General features: G+C 73.2%; 11 protein-coding genes. 6 read left to right on the top strand and 5 right to left on the bottom strand.

Translation table 11 applies throughout. The features are described 5' to 3' along the window. Window positions 1-39 precede the first annotated feature (39 nt). The 3 genes from modA to G3I54_RS08320 all read left to right on the top strand — a co-directional run bounded on the left by modA (window position 40) and on the right by G3I54_RS08320 (window position 3,376). Complete coding sequence (gene modA / locus G3I54_RS08330) at window positions 40-861, top strand: molybdate ABC transporter substrate-binding protein (RefSeq protein ID WP_164612599.1); 822 nt, start codon at window positions 40-42, stop codon at window positions 859-861. Between the two features lie 99 nt (window positions 862-960). After that, the gene (locus G3I54_RS08325; RefSeq protein ID WP_164612597.1) at window positions 961-2,919 is read left to right on the top strand and encodes an ABC transporter permease; all 1,959 of its coding nucleotides are present in this window, start codon (window positions 961-963) and stop codon (window positions 2,917-2,919) included. A 91-nt stretch (window positions 2,920-3,010) separates the two neighbouring features. Next, window positions 3,011-3,376, top strand: a complete 366-nt coding sequence (locus tag G3I54_RS08320) for a PH domain-containing protein (RefSeq protein WP_030075656.1) — start codon at window positions 3,011-3,013, stop codon at window positions 3,374-3,376. Window positions 3,377-3,395: 19 nt separating this feature from the next. On the opposite strand, the gene G3I54_RS08315 is transcribed toward G3I54_RS08320, so the two are convergent. Further along, window positions 3,396-4,166, bottom strand: coding sequence for a peptidoglycan recognition protein (locus G3I54_RS08315; RefSeq protein ID WP_164612595.1), 771 nt, complete (start codon window positions 4,164-4,166; stop codon window positions 3,396-3,398). Between the two features lie 181 nt (window positions 4,167-4,347). Here G3I54_RS08315 and G3I54_RS08310 point away from each other — a divergent pair, with 181 nt between their 5' ends. Continuing rightward, window positions 4,348-5,850 (top strand): APC family permease, encoded by a 1,503-nt coding sequence (locus tag G3I54_RS08310; RefSeq protein ID WP_164612593.1) that lies wholly within the window; start codon window positions 4,348-4,350, stop codon window positions 5,848-5,850. 1 nt (window position 5,851) lies between these two features. Beyond that, window positions 5,852-6,280: a universal stress protein gene (locus G3I54_RS08305; protein WP_137229722.1), complete on the top strand. Its 429-nt coding sequence runs from the start codon at window positions 5,852-5,854 to the stop codon at window positions 6,278-6,280. 34 nt (window positions 6,281-6,314) lie between these two features. Here the strand turns inward: G3I54_RS08305 and G3I54_RS08300 are convergent, their stop codons facing one another. After that, window positions 6,315-7,541, bottom strand: coding sequence for a cation:proton antiporter (locus G3I54_RS08300; RefSeq protein ID WP_164612591.1), 1,227 nt, complete (start codon window positions 7,539-7,541; stop codon window positions 6,315-6,317). A gap of 37 nt (window positions 7,542-7,578) precedes the next feature. After that, window positions 7,579-9,123, bottom strand: coding sequence for an alpha/beta hydrolase (locus tag G3I54_RS08295; protein WP_203685709.1), 1,545 nt, complete (start codon window positions 9,121-9,123; stop codon window positions 7,579-7,581). A 238-nt stretch (window positions 9,124-9,361) separates the two neighbouring features. Between G3I54_RS08295 and G3I54_RS08290 the strand changes: the two genes are divergently transcribed. Further along, window positions 9,362-10,447: an acyltransferase family protein gene (locus G3I54_RS08290; protein WP_164612587.1), complete on the top strand. Its 1,086-nt coding sequence runs from the start codon at window positions 9,362-9,364 to the stop codon at window positions 10,445-10,447. Between the two features lie 22 nt (window positions 10,448-10,469). On the opposite strand, the gene G3I54_RS08285 is transcribed toward G3I54_RS08290, so the two are convergent. Next, window positions 10,470-10,679, bottom strand: coding sequence for a hypothetical protein (locus G3I54_RS08285; protein ID WP_239144292.1), 210 nt, complete (start codon window positions 10,677-10,679; stop codon window positions 10,470-10,472). Between the two features lie 63 nt (window positions 10,680-10,742). Next, window positions 10,743-11,105, bottom strand: coding sequence for an SCO5918 family protein (locus G3I54_RS08280; RefSeq protein ID WP_164612583.1), 363 nt, complete (start codon window positions 11,103-11,105; stop codon window positions 10,743-10,745). Between the last annotated feature and the right edge of the window lie 168 nt (window positions 11,106-11,273).

Genomic DNA, 11,273 nt, shown 5'->3' with positions numbered 1-11,273 from the left:
CCCGCCGGCCGCGCACGCATCCAAGGAGCACCCACCCTCATGTCCCCGCTGATCACCCGCCGCCGTGCGGCCGCCGCCGTCCTGACCACCGCCCTCCTGATCCCGCTCGCCGCCTGCGGCGACGATTCCGGCGCCGACAAGGCCAAGGACAAGGACAGCGGCTCGGGCGCCACCTCCTCCGCCTCGGGCGCCCCGAAGGCGGACCTGACCGTGCTGGCCGCCGCCTCGCTGACCGACGTCTTCAAGGAGGCCGGAGCCGCGTACGAGAAGGAGAACCCGGGCACGAAGGTCACGTTCTCCTTCGCGGGCTCCCAGGAGCTGGCCGCCCAGGTCAAGCAGGGCGCCCCCGCCGACGCCCTGGTCACCGCGGACACCAAGACGATGGACGGCCTCACCGGCGAGACCGGCACCCCGACCGTCATCGCCAAGAACCGCCTCGTCATCGCCGTCGGCGAGGGCAACCCGGAGAAGGTCGAGAACCTCAAGGACCTCTCCGACACCAAGCTGAAGGTCGTCCTGGCCGCCCCCGAGGTGCCGGTGGGCCGCTACAGCAAGCAGATCCTCGACGCGCAGAAGATCGAGGTGAAGCCGGTCTCCCAGGAGCCCAACGTCCGCGCGGTCCTCAGCAAGGTCGAACTGGGCGAGGCGGACGCCGGGCTCGTCTACAAGACCGACGCCGAGACCGCCACCGACAAGGTCGACGCGATCGACATCCCGGACGCGGAGAACGCCGTCGCCTCCTACCCGGCCGCCACGCTGAAGGGGTCGAAGCACAGCGAGGCCGCCGCCGCGTTCGTCGCCTGGCTCTCCACGCCCGCCGCACAGAAGATCCTCCAGGGCGCGGGCTTCCAGCAGCCGTAGCCGTACCGCTCCCGGCGGGCCCGTACCGTCCGACGGGCCCGCCGGACCCCGCGAGCCCGACATGATCGAACGACAGGCCCTAGCCCGACGAGGTCACCGATGAAACGCCCGGTCCGCCGCCGTACGCCCGGGGTCCGCGCCCCGCTCCTGCTGACGGTGCCCGCCCTGCTGGCCGTGGCGTTCCTGATGCTGCCGCTCGTCGGCATCCTGGCCCGCACCTCCTGGGGCGACATCGGCGCGCACCTCACCGCCGACGCCACCACCCAGGCCCTGCGGCTCTCGCTGGTGGTCTCGCTCTGGTCGCTGGGGCTCTCGCTCCTGTTCGGGGTGCCGCTGGCCTGGCTGCTGGCCCGGGTGCCGTTCCCCGGCAAGGCGTTCGTCCGCTCGCTGGTCCTGCTGCCGATGGTCCTGCCGCCCACGGTCGGCGGCGTCGCCCTGCTGCTGGCCTTCGGGCGGCGCGGGCTGCTCGGACCATGGCTGGAGGACACCTTCGGCATCACGCTGCCCTTCCACACCTCGGGGGCGGTGCTCGCGGCGACGTTCGTCGCGATGCCGTTCCTGATCATCTCGCTGGAGGGCGCGCTCGGCGGGCTGCGCCCCCGGTACGAGGAGACCGCAGCCTCCCTCGGGGCCTCGCCGGTCCGGGTGTTCCTCACCGTGACACTGCCGATGGTCGCCCCCGGGCTGGTCGCCGGAGCCGCCCTGACCTGGGCGCGGGCGCTCGGCGAGTTCGGCGCGACGATCACCTTCGCCGGAAACCTCCCCGGCACCACGCAGACCCTGCCGCTCCAGGTCTATCTGCTGCTCCAGGACTCGCCGGAGGCCGCCACCTCCGTGTCGCTGCTGCTCCTGGCCATCGCGATGATCGTGCTCGTCGCGCTGCGCGGCCGGTGGACCGGCACCCCGGGCGACCACCGCGACCTCGCGAGCCGTACGGCGGCCCGCCCGGAGGACCCGACGGGCACCGCGCCGGACGCCCTGCCCGAACCGCCCCCGGACCTGCTGAAGAAGCCCGCGCCCGAGCCCTGGCCGCTGCACGCCGACGTCACCGGCTTCACCCACCTCACCCTCGACGCCCCGCCCGGCACCACCATCGCGGTGGTCGGCCCCAACGGCGCGGGCAAGACGACGCTCCTGCGGGCCCTCCTCGGCCTCACGCCCCGCGCGCACGCCACCCTGCGCCTCGGCGACGACGACGTCACCGCCCTCCCGCCGCACCGCCGGGGCGTCGCCTGGGTGCCCCAGGACGGGGCGCTCTTCCCGCACCTGAGCGCGCTGACCAACACGGCGTACGGGCTCCGCGCCCACGGTGTGCCGCGCGCCGAGGCCCGGCGCGAGGCCCAGGGCTGGCTGGACCGGCTCGGGGTGGGCCACCTCGCCCACCGCAAGCCGGCCCAGCTGTCCGGTGGCCAGGCCCAGCGGGTCGCCCTGGCCCGCGCGCTCGCCGCCCGCCCGCGCCTCCTGCTGCTGGACGAACCACTCGCCGCCCTCGACCAGACCACCCGGGCCCGGGTGCGGCACACCCTGCGCGGGCACCTCGCGGACTTCGGCGGGGTCTGTCTGATCGTCACCCACGACCCGGTCGAGGCGGTCTCGCTGGCCGACCGGGTCCTGGTGCTGGAGGACGGCCGGGTCCTCCAGGACGAGCCGCCCGCCGAGGTCACCCGGCACCCGCGCTCACCGTGGGTGGCCCGGATGCTGGGCCGCAACGCCTGGCCCGGGACCGCCACCGCCGACGGCCTGGCGCCGGAGGGCGGCGGGCACCTCGTGGTCGCCGAGCCCCTCCCGGCGGGCACGGACGCCCTCGCGGTCATCGCGCCGGAAGCCGTCTCCGTACACCGGGAGAGGCCCACCGGCTCCCCGCGCAACGTCTGGCCCGGCACGGTCCGCGAGATCACCTCGGGCGGCAGCCGGCTGCGCCTGCTGATCACCTCGGCCGAGGCCCCGGACCTGGTCGCGGAGATCACCCCGGGGGCCGCCGCCGAGCTGGGCATCGCCGACGGCACGGCCGTCTGGACCGGCGTGAAGGCCACGGAGGTCACGATCGTCCCGCTCTGAGCCGGGGAGCCGGGTCCGGGGCGCGGGGGAACCATCAGCCCCGCCGGAGCGTACTTCTGTACGTACGCGACGACCGGGAGACGGGGACCTCATGGCACTGTTCGGCAACGCACACACGATCAATCCGGCCACCGCCCAGCAGGACTACGCCCGGCTGCTCGGGCAGGGCGAGCAGGTGCACGCCGCGTTCCTGCTGATCCGGGACACCATCCTGTTCACGGACCGGCGGCTGATCCTCGTCGACAAGCAGGGCATCACCGGCAAGAAGGTGGAGTACCACTCCGTGCCGTACCGCAGCATCACGCACTTCGCCGTGGAGACGGCCGGGACGTTCGATCTCGACGCCGAGCTGAAGATCTGGATCTCGGGCAACGCGACGCCGCTCCAGAAGACGTTCACCAAGGGCGTCGACATCTACGAAGTGCAGGCGATACTCACGCAGTTCGTCGCCCGCTAGGCGGCCGCGCCCGGGCCGGTCAGAAGGACGGGCGCAGCCGGGCCGCCGCCGAGTGGCCGGGGGCGGCGGCCCGCAGCTTCGCGGCGCGCTGCCGCAGCTCGGGCAGCAGGTCGTAGAGCGCGTCGCCGGGGCAGCGGGTCTCGAAGCTGTCGCGGTGTCCCGAGATGACGTGCAGCCGGGCCACCTGCCCCCGGTCGAAGCGGCTCTCGTCGTTCGTCGAGACCAGGTCGACCCGGCCCAGCGGATCCGCCCCTGGCCGCAGCTTCCAGGCGGCGAGCTTCACCAGCGCGTCCATCATCGGCTTCGGCACCTCGACCCCCGCGCCGAAGTTCCCGATCGCCGCGATGCCGACCGTGTCGGTGTTGAACCCCTTGGTGTGCGCGCCGAGCACCGAGCGGCCGACGCCGCCCGCGCGGCCCTCGTAGATGGTGCCGCAGCGGTCGACGAGGAAGTTGTAGCCGATGTCGTCCCAGCCGTCCTGCCGGATGTGGTCGCGCTGCACGGCCCGGATCAGTTCGGGGGCGTCCGCGCAGTCGTAGTCGTTGGGGTTGCCGGTGTGGTGCACGAACACCGCCCGCGCCGGGGCCGTGTAGTGCGGCCCCTCCCGGACCAGGTCCTCGTCCGCGCCCCAGTCCCGGCGGCTGACGACCGCCGGCTGCGGCAGTCCGCGCGGCGGCCGCGGTCCGGTGGCCAGCTCCGCCCCCGGCGCGCGGAACGCCGGGCCGTCCCCGAACACCAGGAGGGCCAGGGGCAGGACCAGAACGCCCAGGACGAGTCGGCGGGACCACATGGACTCCACCCTGCGCCCCGGCCTCCGGCTTCGCAGAGGAGCGGGCCGTTCGAGTGACCTCCCACCGGCCCTTCACCGGAGGGGGCGTTTCGCCCGTAATGCGAGTATCGCCGGGTCTCCTTACGATGAGATCCGGATCATCGCCCGCTCCCGGCGGGGGTGCCCGGCGGAGCGAGGAACCATGGCCCACGACCGTGTGCGGGACGAACCGGATGTCGGCCTCAAGCCGAACGCGATCGGCTTCGTCGACGCCCTTGTCATCGGTCTGAACGCGACCTCACCGGCGTACTCACTGGCCGCCGTCATCGGCCCGATCGTCGCCCTGGTGGGGATCTACGCCCCGGGCGTCATGTTCGCCTCGTTCGTGCCGATGCTGCTGATCGCCTCGGCGTTCTACTACCTGAACAAGGTCGACCAGGACTGCGGTACGACCTTCTCCTGGGTGACCCGGGCGATGGGCCCCTGGGCGGGCTGGCTGGGCGGCTGGGCGATCACCATGACCGGCGTCCTGGTGGTCGGCTCGCTGGCCGATGTGGCGGTGAGCTTCACCCTGCTGGCGGTGGGCCTGGACGGCTGGGTCGAGAACGACTTCGCGCGCCAGCTGCTCACCGTGCTCCTGATCATCGTGATGACCGGGCTCTGCGTCATCGGCACCGAGCTCTCCGCGAAGGTGCAGAACGTGCTGATCCTCCTCCAGATCGCGTTCCTGCTGGTCTTCGTCGCGGTGGCGCTCTACCGGGTGTACGCGGGCACGACCGGCTTCGACTCGATCGAACCGTCGTTCGGCTGGCTGGACCCGTTCGGCGCGGGCGGCGCCGCACTGACCGGCGGGCTGCTGCTCGGGGTGTTCATCTACTGGGGCTGGGAGTCCGCGGTCAACCTCACCGAGGAGACGGAGAACTCGGCGAGCGCCCCGGGCAAGGCGGGCCTGTGGTCCACCGTGGTGCTCCTGGTGACCTATCTGTCGGTCGCCATCGCGGTCGTCGCCTTCGCGGGAACGGCGTTCCTGGCGGAGAACGCGGGCGAGGAGGAGTTCATCTTCGCCCAGCTCGCCGGGGACGTCCTGGGCGGCTGGGACTGGATCCTGCTGCTGGCGGTGGCCACCTCCGCCATCGCCTCGACCCAGACCACGATCATCCCGGCGTCCCGGACCGCCCTGTCCATGGCCCGCCGTCAGGCGCTGCCGCGGCACTTCGGGCACATCAGCCCCCGGTTCCGTACCCCGGACGTCAGTACGTGGTGGGTTGCCGGCATCGCCATCGCCTGGTACCTGGTGGTCAACCAGATCAGCACGAACGCCCTCTTCGACTCGCTGACCGCGCTGTCGCTGCTGATCGCCTTCTACTACGCGCTCACCGGAGTGGCCTGCGCCGTCTACTACCGCCGCCACCTCACCGAGAGCGTGCGCAACTTCCTGCTCATCGGCCTCGGCCCGGTGGTCGGCGCCGGACTGCTGACCTGGCTGCTGGTCCGCTCGGTCATCGACATGTCCGACCCGGCCAACTCCTACAGCGGCACCTCTTGGTTCGGGCTCGGCCCGCCGCTCGTCATCGGCATCGTGATCTCCCTGGTCGGCGTGGTCCTGATGGTGGTGTGGCGGCTGCGGGACGCGGTGTTCTGGCAGGAGCGGCCGGGGGTCGCCGACCCGGACCTGGTGCACGCCCCCGCCCGGAAGGAACGCTGAGATGCCGGTCGTCCTCGGTTACGACGAGTCCCCCGGCGCCGCCCGCGCCCTGCGCATCGCCATCGAGCTGGCGGCGGCGTACGGGGAGGGGCTGGTCCTCGTCTACGGGGCCGCCGCCCCCGGACTGCGCGACGGCGCGGAGTACCGCAGCCACTACGACGCGATCCGGCAGGCCGGCCGCACCGGCCTGGAGCACGCGCTCACGGCCGCCGAGGAGGCGGGCGTACCGGCGACCGTCGAGGTGCTGGACGAGAGCCCCGCACAGGCACTCCTGGACGCCGCCGAACGGCACGGCGCCCGGGTCATCGTGGTCGGCACCTGGGGCGAGAGCCCGATGCGCGGGGCCCTGCTGGGCTCGACCCCGCACAAGCTGCTGCACATGTCGAGGATCCCCGTGCTGTGCGTCCCCACGGAGGACGCCACGCTCTGAGCGGTGTCCGGCGGATCATGACCGGGCCCGCCGTTCACCACGCCTCCCCGCTCTCCGCCGCACGGTCCGGGACCGCCCCGCCCCCGCCGCCCTCCTCCTTCCGCAGCAGCCGGAACGCCAGCAGCGGGAAGACCAGCACCGACACCATCGCGGCGGCGACCAGGGCGGCGGCCTCGCCGGACCCGATCACCTTCTCGTCCAGGCCGATCGCGGTGATCGCGACCACCAGCGGCAGACAGGTCGACGCGAACAGCCCGAGCGCTGCCCTGGGCCGGCGCCCGGTCAGATCGCGTGGGGCCAGGAAGTACGCCGGAACGCCCCGCACCAGCAGGAACAGCAGCAGGAAGACCGGCAGGAGCAGCAGCGGGCGGCCGTCGTCCAGCAGCGCCGCGAGGTCGAAGTCGATGCCCGTGACGACGTAGAAGAACGGCACCAGGAAGCCGAAGCCGATCGCCTCGACCCGCTCCAGGATCGCGTCGCCGCTCTCGGGCACCGACCCCTGGAGGACGAGCCGGGTCAGCATGCCCGCGGCGAACGCGCCGAGCAGGGTGTCCAGGCCGAAGACATGGGCGAGCCCGAGCATCCCGACCAGCAGCAGCATCACGAAGCGGACGGCGAACTGGCCGCTGGAGTGCAGGGTCGCGGCGACGATCCGGGCGAACCACGGCGGCCGGGGCCGCATCGCCCAGAACACCGCCCCCGCCGTGACGACGGCGAACACCGCCAGCACCGCGCTCGCCGCACCCGGGCTGCGGCCGCTGAACAGCAGGGCCATCGCGATGATCGGCCCGAACTCCCCCACCGACCCGAACGCCATCACCACCGACCCGAACCGCCCCTCAAGACGCCCCGAGTCCCGCAGGATCGGCAGCACCGCACCCAGCGCGGTGCTGGTCAGCGCGGTGCCGATGACCAGGCTCTTCGCCAGGTCCGCCCCGCTGAGCAGCAGCGCGACGCCGAGCCCGGCGGCGAACGAGAGGACCCAGGCCCCACCGGCCCGGCGCAGCGTGTCGCCGCGGACCTCGGCGAACTTGATCTCGTACCCCGCCAGGAAGATCAGCATCGAGAGCCCGAGGTCGGACAGGGCGTCGATGACCTGGTCGTGGTGGGCCCAGCCGAGCACATCGGGCCCGACCAGGACGCCGAGCACGATCTCGAAGATGACGACGGGGACCGGCAGCCACCGCCCGGTCGCGTAACCGAGCAGCGGCGCGAGAACCGCCAGGGCCATGATCAGGACGAGGGTCCCGGGGTGCTCCATCGCTCGTGTATAGCAAGGAACGCCCCGGAATCATCCGCTATGACACCCTGTCGGAGGCCGGTCGGTCCGGGCAGTGCGTGTCCCGGGCGGGCCGCTTCCCGGTCACCAGGAAGTCACTGACCACCCGGTCGCCGCAGGCGTTGCCGTTGCCCAGGTACATCCCGTGCCCGCCCTGCTCGACGGTCACCATCCTGGCCCGCTCACCGAGCGCCGCCCGCATCTTGAGGGCCCCGCTGTACGGCGTGGCCGGATCGCGCAGGCTCTGGATCATCAGAACGTTCGAGGGGCCCTCGTCCGTGATCCGGGTGGGCCTCGGCTCCTCGTCGTACTTCCAGAAGGCGCACGGCGTGATGTTCACCGGCATCCCGGCCGTCAGCGGATACCGCGCCCGGTCGGCGGCGACCCGGCGGGCGTACCCGGAGTCCGGACCCGGCCAGCGCACGTCGTTGCAGACCACCGCCATCGTCAGCGTCGCGTCCTCGTCCGGCAGCGCGCCCGCCGCCTCCGGCGGCAGCACCGGGCGGCCCTCCGGATCCTGCGCCGAGCGGATCAGCCGGGCCAGCGGGGCGAACGCCGTATCGCTGTAGAGGGCGTTCTGGAGCGCCTGCCGCAGCCGGTTCCCGGTCAGCGGGACGCCGGGCACGTCCGACTCCTTCGGCGCACGGTCCAGCTCCCGGGCCAGCGCGAGGAACGACGGCTGTACGTCCTCGGCGCGCCGGGCGAGCCGCAGCCCCTCGGCGTCCCGGGCGGGGTCCGCCGCCCAGGCCGCGAAGTCGGGGAAGCGGTCGGCCGCGCCCGGAGCCATGTTCGCCAGCCAGCCGTAGGCCACCCGTGCCGGGTCCGGGTCGCCGGTGCTGTCCAGGACCAGCCGGTCGACGCGGTCCTGGTGCTCCTGGGCGTACCCCGCGCCGACGTAACTCCCGTACGAGGAGCCCCAGATGGACACCTTCCGCTCGCCCAGCGCGGCGCGCAGCCGGTCGATGTCGCGGATCTGGTTCCGTGTACTGAAGGACCGCACCACCGGACCGCCGTCGCGGGCGCACGCGGCCGCGGTGCGGCGGGCGCGTCCGGCGTTCTCCGTGATCGAGCCGTCCGCCGCGGGCCAGGACCGCAGCGTCACCAGGCGCCGGTCCGCCTCCGGGATCCCGCAGCCGGCCCGGGTGGAGCCGCCGACCCCGCGCGGGTCGAGACTGACCAGGTCGTACGCCCCCTCGGTCGCCGCCCGCAGCGCCTCGCCCTTCTGCGCGAGCCGCTGCACCCCCGAGCCGCCGGGGCCGCCGGGAAGCACCAGCAGGGTGCCGCGCCGGGCCTCGGGCCGGTCCGTGCGCAGCCGGGCGACCGCCACGTCGACGGTGCGCCCGCCGGGGGCGCGGTGGTCCAGGGGCACGCGGAGCGTGGCGCACTGCTGCCCGGCGGGGACGGGCGTGCCCGGGATCGGGGCACAGGACCCCCAGGCGAGCGGAGGCGCGGCGGGGCCCGTCGGCCGGCTGTGCGCCACAGGTGCGCCGACGGCGGTCAGCGTGCCGGCCGCGGCTGCGGCGGAGAGGGTGAGGAGCAGGGCTTTACGGGTCCAAGTCGTCATGGACACAGCCTTGTTGGGCCGGGCCCCGCTGCCCATGCGGCAGTCCGGTGAACCGGCCGGGGGACAGCCCCCGGCCCGCTCCCCGGGCCACCCCCCGCTCCGGCCCCTGACCGCACCCCGTCACCCGTTCCCCCGCACGGGCGTGCCGGGCGGCGGCCGAACCCGCCGAGCCGGTGGGCGAGAAGTGACGAGCGCCACACCCTCCAAAGGGAACGGGTCGAGCGCCTAGGGTGTCAGGATGCCTTCCCCCCTCACTTCGAGGCTGCCGCGCCCCACCGCGGCCGCCTCCCCCGGGACCGCCGTTCCCGACGCAGGCGGCCGGGACCACTTCTTCGACAACGCGAAGTACCTGGCCATCGTGCTGGTGGCGATCGGCCACGCCTGGGAACCGCTGCCGCCGGGCCGCCTCGTGGAGGCCGCGTACACCTTCATCTACACGTTCCACATGCCGGTGTTCATCCTGATCGCCGGCTACTTCTCCCGGAACTTCGAGCTGCGGCCGGAGCGGGTGTGGAAGCTGGTCACCAGCCTGCTGGTGCCCTACCTCGTGTTCGAGGTCCTCTACACACTCTTCCACCGCGCCCTGCGCGACCCGGACTTCTCGCTGTCGCTGCTGGAGCCGTACTGGCTGCTGTGGTTCCTGCCCGCCCTGTTCCTCTGGCGGCTGTCCACCCCGCTGTGGCAGACCGTGCGCTTCCCGGTGCTGGTGTCCCTCGCCATCGCCGCCGTGGCGACGGTCTCGCCCGCCGCCGACGGCACGCTCCCGGTCCAGCGCATCCTGCAGTTCCTGCCGTTCTACGTCCTGGGGCTGCGACTGGGCCCGCACCACTTCGCGATGGTCCGCCGCACCTGGGTGCGCGTCGTCTCCGTGCCCGTATTCGTCGCCGGGATGCTCCTGGCGTACTGGCTGGTGCCCCGGACCTCGACGTCGTGGTTCTTCCGCAAGAACAGCGCCCAGGAGCTGGACACCGCCCAGTGGACCGGTCCGGCGGCCACGCTGCTGCTGTTCCTGGCCGCCGTCGTCCTCGGCGCGTGCTTCCTCGCCTGGGTGCCCCGGGGCCGCAGCTGGATGACCGCACTGGGCACCTGCACGCTGTACGGGTATCTCCTGCACGGCTTCGTCATCCGGGCCCTGCGCTACGAGGGCTTCTACGACCGGCCGTTCTTCAACACCACGATGGGCACGGTCGCCGTCACCGTGGGCGCCGCCGTCATGGTGACCCTGCTATGCACGCCACCGGTCCGGCGGCTGCTGAAGCCGCTGCTGGAGCCGCGCATGGAGTGGGCCCGGCAGAAGCCGCCGCCGGCCGCACCGACGCCCTGAGGGGCGGAACGGCGGGGAGGGTTCAGTGGTCCACGACGACGGTCCGGCCGAGGACCGCGACGTGTTCCAGGACGTCCTCCAGCGGATCGTCGATCTGACCGGTCGCGATCAGGGCCACCTGCGGGCCGTTGTGGGCGTCGGTGTGCGTCTCGTCGGCGTGGGCGACGGTGGCGGTGGCGGGCAGCGCGGACGCCACCACTGCCACGCCTAACGCGGTCAGCTTCCTGTTCATGGCGCCGATCATGGCACGCCCCGCGAGGCCGCAGAACGGCGTCGCGGGGCGCGGAAGCGGGTCTCAGACCCCGTCGGCCCGGGGTGCGGACACGGCTTCGGGAGCCTCCGTGCGTACCTCGGCCGGAGTGCCCAGCAGCGCGGAGGCCGTCTCCAGCGGGGTACGGGCGGGGGCCGGCGCGGGCACGGCCGACTCGGCCGTACGGCAGGTGAACCCGAGCTTGGACAGCGCCCGGACGACCTCGGCGGAGCTGAAGTCCCGACGGTCCTGCCGGGTGATCACTTCACCCACCTGCTTGACGGGGTAGACCCGGCGGCTGATGACCACCGCGTCCCCCGTGACGGGTTCGGGCTTGATGCCCTTCATCGAGTCCTCGACCTCGTTCTTGAACAGATCGAAGGGGAAGCGGGCGATGACACAGCGCATGGTTCCTCAACAGGGGTCGAGTGCACGGGGGACGTGTCGGGTGCACGGGGAGGGACGTACGGGAGCCCCGGACGGGCGGCTCGGTGCACGCGCCGGGAGGGTCGCCGGGCGTGCGGGGCGGCCGGCGGCGGAGGACCGCCGGCCGCACGGGGTCACGCGGCGCGGTTG

It is taken from the genome of Streptomyces sp. SID14515, assembly GCF_010548505.1.
Lineage (GTDB): Bacteria > Actinomycetota > Actinomycetes > Streptomycetales > Streptomycetaceae > Streptomyces > Streptomyces caviscabies.
This window is presented reverse-complemented; position numbering and strand designations above follow the sequence as displayed.